The organism is Acidovorax sp. LjRoot118 (genome assembly GCF_964253575.1).
Taxonomy (GTDB): domain Bacteria; phylum Pseudomonadota; class Gammaproteobacteria; order Burkholderiales; family Burkholderiaceae_C; genus Acidovorax.
Map to the genome: position 1 here is coordinate 3017404 of NZ_CAXURB020000001.1, position 15886 is coordinate 3033289.

Consider the following 15886-nt stretch of genomic DNA (forward strand, 5'->3'; position numbering starts at 1 on the left):
GTTGATATCTCCCAAGTAGCTGGGGCGTAGTTCTAGCGAATAGTTCCCTCGTCCACAAGACCGCGCACCCCCTCCTGCAGACACTGATGGTTTCCCCCTCGCGGGGCCTGTTCCATCACTGTCCTGCCCTTGGAGGGGCCCATGCAACTCAGAGACTCCGTTCCCGCCTGGCTGCGCGTCCCGCGCACGTCCACCTGGCTCGTGCTGGCGCTGGCACTGATCGCGGTCATCGCAGTCATCGCCCCGCAGAAGTTCGGCCTCACGATTTACAAGGCCTCGCTGGTCTCGCTGGCCGCCGTCATGGCGTACTGGCTCGACCGTGCCCTGTTCCCCTACGCGCGCCCCGACAGCTACCTGGTGCGCGACTGGCGGCTCGGCTCGACTGAGCCCCAGGGCGAGGCCGACCATCCCATCGCGCCTGGCTACGTGATCCCCTTCGCTGCGGCCATGCTGCGGCGCGCGGTCATCGTGGCCGCCGTGATCTCCGGCGTGGCGGCGGGCATCTGACGTGCGCAGCCCCGTCATCACACGCTTGCTGCGCAAGCCCATGGCCTGGGCCATCCTCGCATGCCTGCTGGCGCTGGGCGCCGCCGAGAGCTGCCGCGCCCAGGTGCCCGAGGCTGCGCTTCCATACCGCGCCCTGCTGATCAAGGTGGCCCAGGCCGAATGGGGCTTGAACGCCCCGGTCGCCGTGTTCGCCGCCCAGGTCCACCAGGAGAGCGCCTGGAACCCCGATGCGGTGTCGCACGTGGGCGCAGCCGGCCTCGCCCAGTTCATGCCCGCCACGGCCCGCTGGATGCCTTCGGTGCGGCCGAGCCTGGCCAACCCCGAACCGTTCAACCCCGCGTGGGCGCTGCAGGCACTGGCGGCCTACAACCATTGGCTTTACGCCCGCACACCAGGCCACTACACGCCGCGCGACCGCATGTGGGTCGCCCTGCGCAGCTACAACGGCGGGCTCGGCCACTGGCAAGCGGAGGCCGCCAGTACCGGGCTGGCCCAGCCAACGCGCGCCCAGGTCGATGAGGCATGCGGCAAAGCCCGCCGCGCAGCCTTGCACTGCCGTGAAAACCTGGGTTACCCCCACCGCATCCTGGTGGTGCTCCAGCCCCGCTACCTGTCGTGGGGGCCGGGCCTGTGAGCGCGCAATACCGACTGATCCTGATCGCCGTCGCCATCTGCGCGGCGATCTTCGGGGTGAAGACCTGGGAGGGACACCTCCTCGCCAAGGGCGACGCCCAGGGCGCCAGCCGCATCCAGGCCGCCTGGGACCGCCAGGAGGCCGAGCGCACCACCGCCACGGCCGACGACAACGTCGCCAAGTTCCGCAACGCCGAGAGAACCGCCTATGCCACCGCTCAACGTGAAACCGCGCGCCAAGCTCGCGATGCTGCTGCCGCTGCTGCTGTGCGCAGCCTGCGCGACCAGGTCGCCCAGCTCAACGCCCGCCCCAATCCCTACCCGGCAGGAGACGCCGGCCTTGCCGCCTGCGCTCGCGAAGCCACCACCGCCCGGGAGCTTCTCGGCGAAAGCGCAGGCGCGTATCGAGATCTGGCAGCAGAGGCTGACCAGCTCCGCGACCAGGTGATCGGCCTGCAGGCCTACGTCGCCGACGTCATCCGGGCGCCGACCGTGGAGGTCTCGGATTGATGGACGACGTAGACCGCGCCAGCGAGCGCGAGGCCGAGATGTTGGCCGATGCCCTGCGCGACCAGGCACGCCGCGCAGGCCTGCAGGGCAAGACAGCGGCCGACTCTGCGCGCTGGTGCGCCGATTGTGGAGAGAGAGTCCCGGCCTTGCGCCGCCGAACTGTGCCGGGTTGCCAGATGTGCGTGTCGTGCCAGGCGCGCGTGGAGAGAGCGAAACGATGAATGTCACCGTAGATTTCTGGAACCTGGTCGGCCTCCTCACGGCGTTCTTGGCGGCCGTGGCCGGCGCCGGCAAGCTGCTGCTCGACCAGTCGCAGCGGCACCTGGACGAGCGCTTCGTCACCCAGGAGAAGGCTCGCGCCGAGCAGGCCGCCCAGCTGTCCTCCCGCCTTGACGGGCTGGAGCAGGTCAACCGCGAGGAGACCGTCCAGTGGCAACGCGTCGAGCGCGAGATGCTCAAGCTGGTGGCCGACATGCCCATGAAGTACGTCATGCGCGACGACTACATCCGCGGCCAATCCATCATCGAAGCCAAGCTCGACGGCCTGGCGGGCAAGCTGGAGAACGCCCAGCTGCGCGGAATCATCAACCAGGGAACCATGAAATGAACACCGGCCTCGACACCGCCCGCATCCGCCGCGAGGCACTGCGCTGGCTCATCCTGCTCACGCTCAACAACGCGCGTCCGATGGGTGCCTTCGAGGGGCCCATCCTGTCCGTGGCCCAGAGCGAGTATCCCGACGCAACGCCCTTGGAGCTGCGCGTGAACCTGGACTACCTGGCCGGCCGCGAGTTGGTGAAGCTGGACAAGCAGCCCAGCGGCCGCTGGCATGCTGACCTGACGCGCTTTGGCACCGACATCGCCGAGTACACCATCGACTGCGAGCCCGGCATCGCTCGCCCCGCCAAGTACTGGTAGCCATGGCCCGCAAAAGCAGCATCGACCGCCTGCCTGAGGACGTCAAGGCGTATATCCAGGCCATGCTCGCCACCGGCTCGCAGACCCTGGACGAGCTGATTGCCGACCTGCGCGAGCGCTTTCCCATCGAGTCGGCATCCGGTGATCTGCCCAGCCGCAGCGCGGTGGGCCGCTACGGCCAGAAGCTGGAGCGCCGTCTGGCCGCCATCCGCGCCAGCACCGAGGCCGCCAAGATCATCCAGGCGCATGCCGGCGACGACAAGGACGCCCGCAGCGAGGCCCTCACGGCCATGGTGCAGACCGAGCTGTTCGAGGCCATCCTGGCGATGCAGGAGGCCAACGAAGACGCGGCCGATGCCGACCATGGCGAGCGCGTAGCCCTGCTGTCCAAGGCCGCCAAGAACATCGCCACCCTGACCAGGTCGAGCATCAACCTCAAGGAATTCCAGCGCAAGGTGGAAGAGGACACCCGCAAGAAGCTGCTGGCCGAGCAGCAAGCCAACCTGCAGGAGATTGCCAAGGCCCAGGGCATGGGCAAAGAGCAGCTCGACTTCTGGATGCGCGACTTCCTGGGCATCAAGCCAGCAGGGGGCACCAGCTGATGGCCTCGCTCATCCAGCCTCTCGGCACCACACTGCGCACGCTGGAATGGGATGACCTCCCAGCCAGCGTGCGGTCCATTCCGGCCGACCTCAACCTGCTGGCCGAGGGCGTGCTCATGCTCCACCAGCGCGAGGCCGCCGCGCTGCCGCACGCCATCATCGCCATCCCCAAGGGCCGGCGAACGGGCATCACCTACGGCACCATGCTGCGCAAGACGCTGGTGGCCGCAGCCCGCAAGGAGTTCGGCGGCGCCAACGTCTTCTACATCGGTGACACCAAGGAAAAGGGCCTCGAAGCCATCGGCTACGTGGCGAAGTTCTCCCGCCTGATCGCCAAGGCCCAGGGCGAAGTCTCGGGCATCGAAGAATTTCTGTTCGAGGACCAGGACCCGGTGACCGGCAAGACGCGCCAGATCACCGCCTACCGCGTGCGCTTCGCCTCGGGCTTCCAGGTCTGCGCGCTGTCCAGCCGCCCGGCCAACATCCGCGGCCTGCAGGGCCATGTGGTGATCGACGAAGCGGCTTTCCATCCTGACGTGCAGGGCGTGCTCGATGCAGCAGCCGCTCTGCTGATCTGGGGTGGCCAGATCACGGTCATCAGCTCGCACAACGGCAAGAAGAACCCGTTCGCCCAGTTCTGCCGCGACATCGAGGCCGGCCGGTACGGTACCGACGCGGTCGTCTACACAGTCACCTTCGACGACGCGGTCGCCAACGGTCTGTTCGAGCGCGTATGCCTGATGGCCGGCACCGTACCCTCTGAGGAGGCGAAAAAGGCCTGGTACTCCAAGATCCGCAACGGATACGGTATCCGCAAGGCCGCCATGCGCGAAGAGCTGGACGCCATCCCCCGCGACGGCAACGGCGTATCGCTGCCTGGCGTGTGGATCGAGCAGGCCGCCACGCTGCCGCCCGAGCGCGTGCTCCGCCTGGCGCTTGACGATGACTTCGTGCGGCTCACGACCGAGGAGCGCACCTCTTGGGTGGACGACTGGATCCAGCGATACCTGGACCCGGCCCTGGCGAGGCTCGACCCGCAGCTGCGCCACGTCTTCAGCCATGACTACGCCCGACACAGGGACTTTTCGAGCTGGGGCGCCCTGAGCGTGGGTATTGGCATGCGCCGGCAGCTGGCCCTGGCCATCGACATGCACAAGGTGCCCTACGCACAGCAAAAGCAGATCACCTGGCACGCCATCAAGCACCTGCCCAGGCGCTGCGGCGGTGCCATGGATGCGGGCGGCTCGGGCGAGCCGCTGGCTGAAGAGACGGCGGACAAATTCGGCCGCACCCATGTGCACCAGATCAAGCTGGCCCGCTCCTGGTATGGCACCTGGATGCCCAAGCTGGTTCAAGGCTTCGAGGACGGGATGATCGACATCCCGGCCGACCCCGACATTGCGGGCGATCTGCGCGCCATCGAAGAGGTGGACGGCATCCCCATGGTCAGCAAGATACGCCGCGCCGACATCAAAGACCCGGACCTGTTCCGCCACGGCGACAGCGCCATCATGCTGGCCCTCGGCTGGTTCGCCACCCTCAACATGAGCGGCGCCATCGAGTTCATCCCTGTGCCGCAGCTTCCGCGTGGCTTCGACAACATCCGCGACGGCGGGCAGGACGACGACCTGCAGATGCCCGAGCACTCCGCTACCTGGTGACCCCATGGCTACTTCCCGCATCCTCGGCCCAGACGGCCAGCCCATCACCACGCCCGACCTGGCAGAGCCGCAGACCTCGCGGCTCACCCATCTGCAGCGCGAGCTGCAGCGCCACCCCACGCGCGGCCTCACGCCCTCGCGCCTGGCGCGCATCCTCGACCAGGCAGAGGAAGGCGACCTGATCTCCCAGTTCGAGCTGTTCGAGGACATGGAGGAGAAGGACGGCCACATTGCCAGCGAGATGAGCAAGCGCCGCCGCGCCTGTGTGCTCGACTGGGAGCTGGCCGCGCCCGTCAACGCCAGCGCCGCCGAACAGAAGGCCACGGACCAGCTGAGCGAGATGATGCTGGAGATCCCGGACTTCGAGGACATGGTGTTCGACCTCACCGACGCCATCGGCAAGGGCTACGCCTGCCTGGAGATCGAATGGCACAGGGTCGAGCGGTACTGGCTCCCCAAGACCATCACCCACCGCCCGCAAAGCTGGTTCACCTTGCACCGGGGCTACCGGCAAGAGCTGCGCCTGCGCACCAACAACGTGGTCGAAGGCGCCGTGGGCGACCCGCTGCAGCCCTTCGGCTGGATCACCCACGTCCACAAGGCCAAGAGCGGCTACCTGGAGCGCGCCTCGCTGTTCCGCACCCTTGTCTGGCCGTACCTGTTCAAGAACTACAGCGTCGGCGACCTGGCTGAGTTCCTGGAGATCTACGGCATCCCGCTGCGCCTGGGCAAGTACCCATCCAGCGCCAGCGAGAAGGACAAGGCCACGCTGCTGCGCGCCCTCGTGGGCATCGGCCACAACGCGGCGGGCATCATTCCCGAGGGCATGGAGCTGGACTTCCTGGACGCGGCCACGGGCGACCCGGCCGCCTTCGAGCTGATGATCAGCTGGTGCGAGCGCACCCAGTCCAAGGTGATCCTGGGCGGCACCCTCACCAGCGGCGCCGATGGCAAGAGCAGCACCAACGCCCTGGGCAACGTGCACAACGAGGTGCGCAAGGACCTGCGCGACGGCGACGTGCGCCAGGCCAACACCACGCTGTCGCGCGACCTGGTCTACCCCATGGCCGCACTCAACGGCCTGGCGCCTGGAGGGCTGCGCCGCGCCCCGCGCATGCAGCTCAACGCCCAGGAGCCCGAAGACCTGACCGCCTATGCCGACGCGCTGCCTAAGCTGGTGGCAGTCGGCGTGCGGCCCACGGTGGCCTGGGCGCACGAGAAGCTGGGCATCCCCCAGGCCCAGGCTGGCGAGGCAGTGCTCGGCGCCCCGGCCCCTCCACCGCCCCCAGAACCGCCTGCAGGCGCTCCGGTACCACCAACCCCGCCAGCACCGCCCGTGGGCCAGGCGGCCGCGACAGCGGCGCTGCCCGCTGCCGGCGTCGACCTACCGCCACCCGTGCTCATGCAGCCGCAGCTGGCCCGCAGCATGGCCCCGGCCCTGCAGGCCTGGATCGAGCCCATCCGCAACCTGGTAGAGAGCGCCACGTCGCTCGAAGCCATACGCGATGGCCTGGAGCAGCTGCTGCCCGGCATGACGCTCGACCAGTACGCAACCCTCATGGCCGAGGCCCTGCGCGCGGCCCAGCTCGCAGGCCGGTCGGACGTGCTCGATGAAGCCGCATCCCCCCGCTGAAATCCTGCCCGCCGACAAGGCCCCTGACCCTCAGGGGTGCGGCCTTCGGACGTCGGCGCCGCCTTCCCCGGCTTCTCGCCGTTTATAAACGCCTCGTCGGCCCTTTCCATGTCCCAAGCTGCCTACGGTTCTTTGCCCTTCGCCGAGCAGTCGGAGTTTTTCCGGCGCAAAGTCAACCTGCCTACCGATGGCTGGACCGACATCTACACCCGGGAGCATGACTGGGCGTTCGTGGTCGCCGGGGCCAACCGCGACGCCATCGTGTCCGACTTCCGCGCGGCCGTCGCCAGGGCCATCGACGGCGGCGCCACGTTGGAGGAGTTCCGCAAGGACTTCGACGGCATCGTCGCCAAGCACGGGTGGGACTACAACGGCGGCCGCAACTGGCGCAGCCGCGTGATCTACGACACCAACCTCGCCACCAGTTACGCGGCCGGGCGCTGGCAGCAGCTGCAGGCGGCACCGTTCTGGCAGTACGACCACCAGGACTGGGTGCAGAACCCCCGGCCCGAGCACCAGAGCTGGGACGGTCTGGTGCTGGAACAGGGCAATCCGTTCTGGCAAACCCACTTCCCGCCCAACGGCTGGGGGTGCCACTGCAAGGTGCGGGGGCTGTGGCCACGCGACCTGCAGCGCCTGGGCAAGTCCGGGCCCGATCAGGCGCCCGAGATCAACCTGGTCGAGCGTGTCATCGGCCAGCGCAGCGCCATCGGTCCGCGCACCGTGCGTGTGCCCGAAGGCATCGACCCAGGGTTTGAGTACTCCCCTGGCAGCGCGCGGCTGCGCAGTGCCATCCCGCCCGAGCGACCAGACCCACCACTTCCAGGCAGCGCAGGCGGCCCTGGCCTGCCCAACCGCCGCCCGCTCGACCCGCTGCCACCGCCCCGGCCCCTGCCGGCGACCGAGCTGCTGCCCAAGGGCCTGACCGAGCGCCAGTACGTCGATGCCTACATGCAGACCCTCGGCGTGCTGCCAGGCGCACCGGCCATCGTCAAGGACGCCATTGGGGAGCGCCTGGTGGTGGGCGAGGAGCTGTTCACCGACGCCAAGGGCAACCTCAAGGTGACCAAGCGCGGCCGCGAGCAGTTCATGCGGCTGCTTGCGCGGGCGCTGGTCGACCCCGACGAGATCTGGGCCCGGCTGGTGTGGCAGCACAGCCAGGCCAAGGCCGTGGTGCGGCGTCGCTACGTGGCGCGCTTCGCGGTCGAGGGGGAGGAAACGCCAGCGTTGGCCGTGTTCGAGCTGGGGGCCGACGGGTGGAGCGGCATCACCACCTTCCAGGGCGCCACCCAGTCCGAGGATGAATGGCGCATCGGGGTGCTGCTGTACCAACGCCTGGCCGAATGAAGGCCCGGAAACGACAGAGCCAGCACTGCGCCAAGTGCTGGCCCCCATCTGGGCAAGGGTCGGTGGGCCTGGCGCGGCCGTCTCGCCTGATGTTGCCGCAATTGTAGGAGATCGAAGCCATGGCAGGAACCCGCATTACTGCAGAGGTCAACGACCGCGAGGTCCTGGACATGCTCGCCCGCCAGGCGCAGCCGCCCGGCAGCGACATCATGAACCGCATCGGCGAATCCCTGCAGGCTTCCACACAAGACCGTTTCACGACCCAGACAGCGCCCGATGGCACGCCGTGGCAACCGTTGAAAGCGCGTTACGCCAGGCGAAAAAAGTACAACCAGGACAAGGTGCTCACCCTGCGCGGCTATCTGCGCAGTGGCATCCGTCACCAGGTCACCAGCGACACCACGGTCGACGTGGGTGCCAACCTCGCCTATGCCGCGATCCACCAGCTCGGGGGCACCATCGACATGCCGGCGCGCCAAGCAACCGTGCGCTACCGCACCGTAGCAGGCCGCACGCTGTTTGCCAGCCGCAAGCACAAGCGCGCCACTGAGCGCCAGGTCAACATCGGCAAGTACCAGGTCACGATGCCGGCACGGCCGTACCTGGGGATCAGCGCCGCAGACAACGCGGAGATCCGGGAGATCATTCTGGATTGGGTGGTACGCAATTCAAGGCTATGACGCGCAAGAGCCTTGCTGCACAATGATTTCTCTCAAAATCGGAGGGAAATCATGGGCGAATTGGGTACCGAACCCGCCAATTCCACTGGCGATGAAGGTGCGATGAACGCAGTGGTAGACGCCATAGAAGGCGCTATCACTGGCGTTCCAGCGCCGCTTAAGCGGGTAGCGTGGGACACGTTTGGCAAGCTTGTCACAGGCGTCGCTGACATTGGCGTGGCGAAGCTCGAGGGAATCGCGCAGGAGATTAGAGCGACAACAGCAGCTCGCTTGCAGGTTATTTCCACTTCTGGCACTCAGATGGCCGAGCATATCGACGTTGACCCGGCATATGGTCGAGCTGCTGGCAACAAGTACGCCGCCAAAATTCTCCGCAAGCAGATGAATGTGGACAAGACGTGTGGCTTTGCGGCTGAAGAGTTGAAAAACATCGCTCCGCCTGTAGAAACTGCGGTAGAGGCAGGCCCTGACTCTCAGGCTTCGGTCAGCGATGACTGGATCAACGCTTTTGACGAAGAAGCCGGCAACATGTCGACCGAATACATGCAGCGCCACTTCGGAAGAATACTTGCTGGCGAAATCGCACAGCCAGGTTCTTTTTCGATCCGCACCATCAAGTTGATGGGGCAGCTCGACAATCAAGCGGCCAAGTTGTTTACTCAGTTTTGCTCCTTGGCGATGGCTTTTTACGGGCGCCACCAAGACCTACTGGATGTTCGCGTAATGACCGTAGGCGAGAGAGCGGCCGCAAATGGCTTAATGAAGTTTGGGATGGCCTATGACGACTTGACCGTGCTATCCGAATACGGCCTCGTGATACCCGAGTACAACTCGGCCATGCCATACGCCAACTGCGTCGTGAGACACGACTTGGTCGGAGCGTATTTTGTACATCAGGGCCGCAACTACGGGTTGAAACCTGGGGAAAAAGTTGACCTCGCCGACAATGTGCTGATGGAAGGCCCAGCACTCACTCGAGCCGGAAAAGAGCTCTACTCCATCGTTCAAACTGTACCGACCGACGAGTACACAAACGCGTTCATCAAATTCGTAGAGAGCAGAGGCTACAGCCTTGCCGATGTCAATTTGAAGAAGTAACTTGCCAACTGAAATAGTGGACGCGGGAACAAGACCCGCAGCGCGCCGCCGCAGACCATTGCGGCATGCACCAGCGCACCACCTCCCGTAACCGCCCCGGCCGCACCGGCATCGCCGCGTGCTCGGCCCTCGCTGCGGCCACGGCCGTGGCCATCCAGGCATGCACCTACCAGGTGCCCGTCAAGACCCGACTGCCAGGCGGCCAGATCCTGCTGCAGGTCACCCCGGCCGGGAACTTCGCGCCCAGCGATGGCCGCGAGATGGATTCGCCCCCGTGGAACATCGACGCGGTCAGCGCCCAGGCGGTCATCCAGCGCTTTGCCGCTGCGACCGCCAACCAGCCTTTGGTGCTGGACTACGAGCACCAGACCCTCAACAAGGCCACGAACGGCCAGCCCGCGCCCGCTGCCGGCTGGTTCCGTGAACTGCGCTGGATCGACGGCAAGGGCCTGTATGCGGTCGCCGAGCTCACCCAGCGCGCCCAGGACTACATCGCCAACGGCGAGTACCTCTACTTCTCGCCCGTCTTCGAGTACTCCAAGGCCACCGGCCAGGTGCTCCAGCTGCACATGGGCGCGCTCACCAATGCCCCAGCCATCCATGGCATGGAGCCGCTTTCCCTCCTCGCGGCCGCGACGGCCGCGTTCATCGTCACGCCCCAACAGGAGCCATCCGTGAATCCACTGCTCAAGGCCTTGCTGGCCTCCCTCGGCCTGCCAGAGACCACCACCGAAGCCAACGCCATCACGGCGCTGACTGCCCTCGGCCCGTTGACCGCCCTGCAGGGGCGTGCTGTTGCCGCCTGCTCGGCCCTGGCCCTGCCGGCAGATGCCTCCCCTGATGCCGTGACGGCCGCGTGCACCAGCCTGCGCACCGCAGCCCCTGGCACCCCCGACCCGGCCAAGTACGTGCCCATCGGCATGGTCACCGAGTTGCAGACCAACCTGGCCGCGCTCACCGCGCGCCAGCAGCAGAGCGACGTCGACACCGCTGTCGGTGCCGCGCTCAACGATGGCCGCCTGCTGCCCGGTATGGAGGCATGGGCCCGCGACCTGGGCAAGACAAACATGGCCGCGCTCACCTCCTACTTGGGCGCCGCCCAGCCCATTGCCGCGCTCGCCAGTACCCAGACGGGCGGCCTGCCGCCTGGTGGCCTCGCCAAGGGCGATGCGCAGCTGAGCGCCCCCGAGCTGGCCGTGTGCTCTGCCATGGGCCTGACGCCCGAGCAGTACAAGGCCGGCGCCACCGCCGTCGCAGCAGCCGCCTGACCAGGCTGGCCCAGTCCCTCACTTCCCAGGAGCACTACCCATGGCAGCACTCGCCAAAGACCGCAACACCCTCCGCCGCGACGGCAAGCAGATGGAGCCGCCCGTCGCGGCCGCCACCCTGATCTACGCCGGGGCCCTCGTGGCCATCAACGCCGCGGGCTACGCCGTGCCCGGGGCAACGTCAACCACCCTCAAGGCGGCCGGCGTGGCCGAGGCCCGAGCAGACAACACGGGCGGCGCCGCTGGCGCCATCCGTGTGCCGCTGCGCAAGGGCCCGCACCAGTTCTCCAACAGTGCCTCGGCCGACGCCATCACCCTGGCCGAGATCGGCACCGACTGCTACATCGTGGACGACCAAACGGTCGCCAAGACCAACGGCAGCAACACGCGCAGCGTGGCCGGCAAGGTGTTCGACGTGGACGCCGATGGCGTCTGGGTCAACGTCGCCTGACCCCGCGCAAACCCGCAACTTTCAGCGAGCACGCAATGATCCTCAACGCAGCAAACCTTTCCATCCTGAACCAGTCGTTCAGCGCGGCCTTCCAGCTCGGCCTGGGCGGTGCCCAGCCCATGTGGGGCCAGATCGCCACCCTGGTGCCCAGCACTACCGCCGAGCAGAAGTACGCCTGGCTGGGCAAGTTCACCAAGTTCCGCGAGTGGATCGGCGAGCGCCAGTACCAGAATCTGGCCCAGCACGACTACGCGGTCAAGAACAAGACCTGGGAAAACACCGTCACGGTCACCCGCGACGAGATCGAAGACGACCACTACGGCATCTACAAGCCCGTCATCCAGCAGCTGGGCCAGGACGCCGCCGAGCACCCCGACGAGCTGGTGTTCAGCCTGCTCAAGGCCGCCTTCACCACCCCGTGCTACGACGGTCAGTACTTCTTCGACACCGACCACCCCGTGGGCCCGCCCGGCAAGCAAGTCAGCGTGAGCAACTACCAGGGCGGCAGCGGCACGGCCTGGTACCTGTTCGACACGACCAAGGTGCTCAAGCCCTTGATCTACCAGAAGCGCCGCGACTACGCCTTCCAGTCCAAGACCAACCTGAGCGACGAGAACGTCTTCAAGCAGAACGAGTTCGTCTGGGGCGCCGATGGGCGCGGCAACGTGGGCCTCGGACTGTGGCAACTCGGCTACGGCAGCAAGGAAGCGCTGAGCACCACCTCCTACGCCGACGCCCGCGCCGCGCACCAGAGCCTGGTCGGCGACAACGGCAAGCCGCTGGTGATCCGCAGCTCCGAGCTGTGGGTGCCACCGAGCCTGGAACAGGAAGCCCTGGAGGTGGTGCAGGCCGAACGCCTGGCAAACGGCGCCACCAACGTCATGCGCAACCTGTCCAAGGTCGTGGTCTGCCCCTGGCTGATCTGACCTGACCCGACCAGGCCTGTCGCCCCATCACCACCCAACGGAGCCCATCACCCATGGCAACCACCAAGACCACCACCAAGCGCGGCCAGGCCGCCAAGGCGCCAACTGCTGCCCCCGTCACCAAACCCACGGCCGACAAGGCCCAGGGCCTCAAGGTGGTGCCCAAGCGCCCGGGCTTCCGCCGCGCGGGCTACGCCTTCGACAACCCCGAGGGCGACGTCATCCCGCTGGCCGATCTGGACGACCAGCAATACGAGGCCCTCACCACCGAGCCCGCCCTGGTCACCCACTTGGTCGACCTGCCGGCCGAAGGCGCCAGCCAAGCGCAGGACTGAACTTTCACCAGCGACGAAGAGGGCAACCGCCCGACCCGCCAACCTCTTTCAAGCCGGGGCTGGATAACGGGACCACTGCAGGAAAGCCCCGGCGCTTCGATCAACCCACCTCTGGATCCCGCCATGAAAAAGAAGCTCCTCGCATTTGGCCAGCAGCGCTGGCGTGATCCATCGGCCGCCGCGCGCGTGCAGGCCCCGCCGCAAGGCCGCCAAGCCCCTGGCCTGGTGGTCAGCCAGGACGGCATGGCCCGCCTGGCGCACCGCCTGCGCGCCGCAGCCCCCGCCCGTACTGCCTGAACTGCCCATGCCCTACATCACCACCCTCGAACTGGCCGAGCGCCCCGGCGCCCAGGAGCTGTCCCAGGTCGCGAGCAGCGACGGTCAGCCCCTGGTCGAAGTCGCGCTCATGGACGCCACGCTGCGCGGCAACGACCGCAGCGCGTGGACGCCCGACCAGGTCACGGGTGCTGATGCTGCATTGGCCCGCGTCCAGGACGCCGTGGCAGAAGCCGGCGCCCTCATCGATGGCCACCTGGCCCAGGGCGGCTACGCGCTGCCGCTGAGCCTGCCGCCCAGCAGCGCTGGCAAGACCATGCTCACGGCCTGGGCCCGGGCGATCAGCCGCTACCTGCTCAACCGCAACCGCGTGTCCGAGGAGTCCAAAGACCCTGTCGTGCGCGACTACCGCGATGCACTGCGTCTGCTCGGCCAAGTCGCCCAGGGCAAGCTGAAGCTGGGCGCAGAGGACCCGTCCACAAGTGCCGGCGCCGGAAGCAGCACCGACGTGCGCTTTGATGGCGCCCCCAATGTTTTCGGCCGCAGCGAGCTGCGCGCCTTCCGCTGATCGCCCGCCATGGACGTCCAGCCCTTCCTCGACCGGCTCAAAGCCGAGAGCACCGCCTTCCGGCTGCTCGACTCGGCTGCGGGCCTGGAGCAGGTCATGCAGGAGTTTCGGGGCGCTGCGCCGGCCGCCTTCGTTGTGCCGATGTCGGAGCGCGGTGCCGAGATGCGCCACACGGGCGACGTCGACCAGGAACTGCACCAGGTCTTTGCCGTGATCCAGGTCGTGCACCCCAAGCCCGCGCCAGGCGTGCCCGGCCTGGTCGAGTGCCGCCGCCAAACCCGTGTCGCCCTGGTGGGCTGGGAGCCCGAGGAGGAGCTGGGCGAGCCCGTGCTGTTCCTGGGCGGCGAACTGGTCGACCTCAAGCCCGGCCAGCTGTGGTGGGCCGATGAGTTTTTTGTGAAGAGCTACTACAGGAGCACCCCGTGAGCAAAACCAATGGCAAGCAAACACCTGCGGCCACCAATTCCACCCACCCGGACGGGGCGCAGACCAGCACCGCAGCTGCCGCCCCTGCCGATAGCGCCGGAGCCGTGGTTCAGTCCGCGCCGGCCAGCCAGGCCAAAGCGCCCGACCAGCACCACGGTCGCGGCGGCGCCTACACCCGTGTCAACGGCGTACGCGTCCCTGTGACGGACGCCGGCACCACCACCGAAGGAGAAAGCACCAATGGCTGATGTCATCCGTTTGCGCAAGATGGCCGTCCTGGCCGCCATCGAAACCGTCAAGGGCACCTTTGTGGTCCCTGTGGCGGCCGACGCCCTTGAGGTCAGCAACGTCACCATCACGCCCATTGAGGGCGATGAGGTGGACTACGACATCGTGCGCGCGCACTTTGGTTCCGTCGAGTCCGTGCTGGTCACCCAGTACCGCAAGATGGCCTTCCGCGTGGGCTTTGCCGGCGTGGGTGCTGCCGGGGCCATTCCCGGCTACTCCAAGCTGCTGCGTGGCTGCGCCATGAGCGTGACCAACACCGTTGGCACGGACACCGTGTTCGAGCCGGTGGACGACGCCATCGAGAGCCTGTCCCTGTACGCCGTGGTCGGCCGCAACGTCTACAAGATGCCGGGCGCTGCCGGCACCTGCAAGATCGAAGGCTCGGGCAAGCAGCTGCCGTGGATGAACTTCGAGTTCACGGGGGCCTTCGTGCCGGTCGAAACCGTGCCCACCATGCCCACCCAAAACACGGCCGCATTCATGCTGCCGCTGGGCGTGAACAAGGCCAACACCCGCGTGAAGCTGGACGGCGCGTACTGGGCCTGCAACGCCTTCACCGTCGACCTGGGCAATGAGGTGGTCAAGCAAGACTTGACCGAGGTCGACGAGACCGAGATCACTGGCCGCAAGTCCGTGGGCTCCATCACCATCCGCGACACCTTGGCAAGCACCCAGGACTGGGTCGGCATGGTGAACCAGACCGTGCCCTTCGAGCTGGTGCACGGCCTGGCCGCCACCAACACCGTGAAGGTCGAGGCGGCCCGGGCCCAGATCGGCAAGCCCACCTTCGCGGAGGCGGACGGCATCCAGATGGTCACGCTGCCGCTGCGCTTCATCCCGAGCGACGCCGGCAACGACGAGCTGGTCATCACCGTCTGACCACCAGGCGGCCCCGGCCGCCTTCTTCTTTCATCCCCTGCAAACCCGTTTCATCCTAGGAGACCCATCCATGTCCGTAGTCATTGGCAAGCCCGCATTCTGGGCAGACTGCTTTCTGGTGCTGCCCGACGAGCCCGGCCAGCCGAGCGAGTTCAAGTTCAAGGCCCGCTTCAAGCGCCTCAACACCGAGGAATCCAAAGCCCTGGACAAGCGCCTGCACCTGAACCAGGAGCGCCTGCAGGCCCAGGTGGATGCCATGGTTGCGAAGAAGCCTGTTCCCGAGTTCGTGCCGGCCATCACAGACGCCGAGCTGGTCAACCAGGTACTGGTGGACTGGGAGGGTATGACTGACGCGCATGGCGGCAGCGTTCCCTATACCCCCGCGACGCGCGACCAGCTGTTTGCCGACTACGCAGGCATGGACACCGCCTTCGCGCGTTCGTACCTCAAGAACCGCAATCCCGATCAGGTGCTCAAGGACGCGGAAAAAAACTCCGAGGCGCTGCCCGCCACCACCTGACGGGCGGCAGCAGGCGCCAGGCCAGCAGCGAGGAGATGGAGGCGGACTTCGCGCTGCTGGGGGTGGATGCAGAAGGGGCCCGCCTGGCGGCCACCGCCAGCGCCACCGGCGACGAGAACGCCACGGGTGATTTCGAGCTGTGGCCCGAGCACCAGCAGGCCTGGGAAGTGTTCCTCGATTGCGGCCGCCAGTGGCGCGTGATCGCCGGCCAGGGTGGGGTGTATTTCCAAGGGCTGGAAGCCACCGCAGTGGAGTCCAGCTTCCGCATTCAAGGGGTGCCCCGCAAGGACTGGCGCACGGTGCGCTCCCAGGTCCAGGTCCTCGAAGACGAGGCGGCAGAGATTCTCAACGACAGATAGG

23 protein-coding genes are annotated in these 15886 nt (G+C 67.0%); all 23 read left to right on the plus strand.

Features of this window, described 5'->3' with window-relative positions:
• Positions 1–141 precede the first annotated feature (141 nt).
• The 23 genes from ACSQ9E_RS14260 to ACSQ9E_RS14370 all read left to right on the plus strand — a co-directional run bounded on the left by ACSQ9E_RS14260 (position 142) and on the right by ACSQ9E_RS14370 (position 15885).
• Positions 142–507, plus strand: a complete 366-nt coding sequence (locus tag ACSQ9E_RS14260) for a putative holin (RefSeq protein ID WP_436218194.1) — start codon at positions 142–144, stop codon at positions 505–507.
• Between the two features lies 1 nt (position 508).
• Positions 509–1141: a transglycosylase SLT domain-containing protein gene (locus tag ACSQ9E_RS14265; RefSeq protein ID WP_436218195.1), complete on the plus strand. Its 633-nt coding sequence runs from the start codon at positions 509–511 to the stop codon at positions 1139–1141.
• Positions 1138–1650, plus strand: coding sequence for a hypothetical protein (locus ACSQ9E_RS14270; RefSeq protein WP_436218196.1), 513 nt, complete (start codon positions 1138–1140; stop codon positions 1648–1650). The genes ACSQ9E_RS14265 and ACSQ9E_RS14270 overlap by 4 nt, the downstream gene beginning before the upstream one ends.
• Complete coding sequence (locus tag ACSQ9E_RS14275; protein ID WP_436218197.1) at positions 1650–1871, plus strand: TraR/DksA C4-type zinc finger protein; 222 nt, start codon at positions 1650–1652, stop codon at positions 1869–1871. Before ACSQ9E_RS14270 ends, ACSQ9E_RS14275 begins: the two co-directional genes overlap by 1 nt.
• Positions 1868–2257, plus strand: coding sequence for a hypothetical protein (locus ACSQ9E_RS14280; protein WP_057268773.1), 390 nt, complete (start codon positions 1868–1870; stop codon positions 2255–2257). Before ACSQ9E_RS14275 ends, ACSQ9E_RS14280 begins: the two co-directional genes overlap by 4 nt.
• Positions 2254–2568, plus strand: a complete 315-nt coding sequence (locus ACSQ9E_RS14285) for a hypothetical protein (RefSeq protein WP_057268772.1) — start codon at positions 2254–2256, stop codon at positions 2566–2568. Before ACSQ9E_RS14280 ends, ACSQ9E_RS14285 begins: the two co-directional genes overlap by 4 nt.
• A 2-nt stretch (positions 2569–2570) precedes the next feature.
• Positions 2571–3170 (plus strand): DUF3486 family protein, encoded by a 600-nt coding sequence (locus ACSQ9E_RS14290; RefSeq protein WP_436218198.1) that lies wholly within the window; start codon positions 2571–2573, stop codon positions 3168–3170.
• Positions 3170–4831, plus strand: a complete 1662-nt coding sequence (locus ACSQ9E_RS14295; protein WP_436218199.1) for a hypothetical protein — start codon at positions 3170–3172, stop codon at positions 4829–4831. The genes ACSQ9E_RS14290 and ACSQ9E_RS14295 overlap by 1 nt, the downstream gene beginning before the upstream one ends.
• A 4-nt stretch (positions 4832–4835) precedes the next feature.
• A complete protein-coding gene (locus ACSQ9E_RS14300; protein ID WP_436218200.1) occupies positions 4836–6464 on the plus strand; it encodes a DUF935 domain-containing protein in 1629 nt (542 codons plus the stop codon).
• Between the two features lie 108 nt (positions 6465–6572).
• Positions 6573–7811 (plus strand): PBECR2 nuclease fold domain-containing protein, encoded by a 1239-nt coding sequence (locus ACSQ9E_RS14305; RefSeq protein WP_436218201.1) that lies wholly within the window; start codon positions 6573–6575, stop codon positions 7809–7811.
• Between the two features lie 119 nt (positions 7812–7930).
• A complete protein-coding gene (locus ACSQ9E_RS14310) occupies positions 7931–8491 on the plus strand; it encodes a phage virion morphogenesis protein (protein WP_436218202.1) in 561 nt (186 codons plus the stop codon).
• Positions 8492–8542: 51 nt separating this feature from the next.
• Positions 8543–9589: a DUF2806 domain-containing protein gene (locus tag ACSQ9E_RS14315; protein WP_436218203.1), complete on the plus strand. Its 1047-nt coding sequence runs from the start codon at positions 8543–8545 to the stop codon at positions 9587–9589.
• Positions 9590–9654: 65 nt separating this feature from the next.
• Entirely contained in the window at positions 9655–10857 is a 1203-nt protein-coding gene (locus tag ACSQ9E_RS14320; RefSeq protein ID WP_436218204.1) for a phage protease, read from the plus strand.
• A gap of 40 nt (positions 10858–10897) precedes the next feature.
• Entirely contained in the window at positions 10898–11308 is a 411-nt protein-coding gene (locus ACSQ9E_RS14325) for a hypothetical protein (protein ID WP_436218205.1), read from the plus strand.
• Between the two features lie 35 nt (positions 11309–11343).
• Positions 11344–12234 (plus strand): Mu-like prophage major head subunit gpT family protein, encoded by an 891-nt coding sequence (locus tag ACSQ9E_RS14330; protein WP_436218206.1) that lies wholly within the window; start codon positions 11344–11346, stop codon positions 12232–12234.
• 53 nt (positions 12235–12287) lie between these two features.
• Positions 12288–12569, plus strand: a complete 282-nt coding sequence (locus ACSQ9E_RS14335; protein ID WP_436218207.1) for a hypothetical protein — start codon at positions 12288–12290, stop codon at positions 12567–12569.
• Between the two features lie 123 nt (positions 12570–12692).
• Complete coding sequence (locus ACSQ9E_RS14340; protein ID WP_436218208.1) at positions 12693–12866, plus strand: hypothetical protein; 174 nt, start codon at positions 12693–12695, stop codon at positions 12864–12866.
• Positions 12867–12873: 7 nt separating this feature from the next.
• Positions 12874–13413 carry a gp436 family protein gene (locus ACSQ9E_RS14345; RefSeq protein WP_436218209.1) on the plus strand — a complete coding sequence of 180 codons (540 nt, stop codon included), beginning with the start codon at positions 12874–12876 and terminating at the stop codon, positions 13411–13413.
• Between the two features lie 9 nt (positions 13414–13422).
• A complete protein-coding gene (locus tag ACSQ9E_RS14350) occupies positions 13423–13839 on the plus strand; it encodes a phage tail terminator protein (protein WP_436218210.1) in 417 nt (138 codons plus the stop codon).
• Complete coding sequence (locus tag ACSQ9E_RS14355; protein WP_436218211.1) at positions 13836–14087, plus strand: hypothetical protein; 252 nt, start codon at positions 13836–13838, stop codon at positions 14085–14087. The genes ACSQ9E_RS14350 and ACSQ9E_RS14355 overlap by 4 nt, the downstream gene beginning before the upstream one ends.
• Positions 14080–15006, plus strand: a complete 927-nt coding sequence (locus ACSQ9E_RS14360; protein WP_436218212.1) for a hypothetical protein — start codon at positions 14080–14082, stop codon at positions 15004–15006. Before ACSQ9E_RS14355 ends, ACSQ9E_RS14360 begins: the two co-directional genes overlap by 8 nt.
• Before the next feature lie 70 nt (positions 15007–15076).
• Positions 15077–15526: a hypothetical protein gene (locus tag ACSQ9E_RS14365; RefSeq protein WP_057268757.1), complete on the plus strand. Its 450-nt coding sequence runs from the start codon at positions 15077–15079 to the stop codon at positions 15524–15526.
• A 35-nt stretch (positions 15527–15561) separates the two neighbouring features.
• On the plus strand, positions 15562–15885 hold the full coding sequence (locus tag ACSQ9E_RS14370) for a DUF1799 domain-containing protein (RefSeq protein WP_436218213.1): 324 nt from the start codon (positions 15562–15564) through the stop codon (positions 15883–15885).
• Position 15886: the final 1 nt, after the last annotated feature.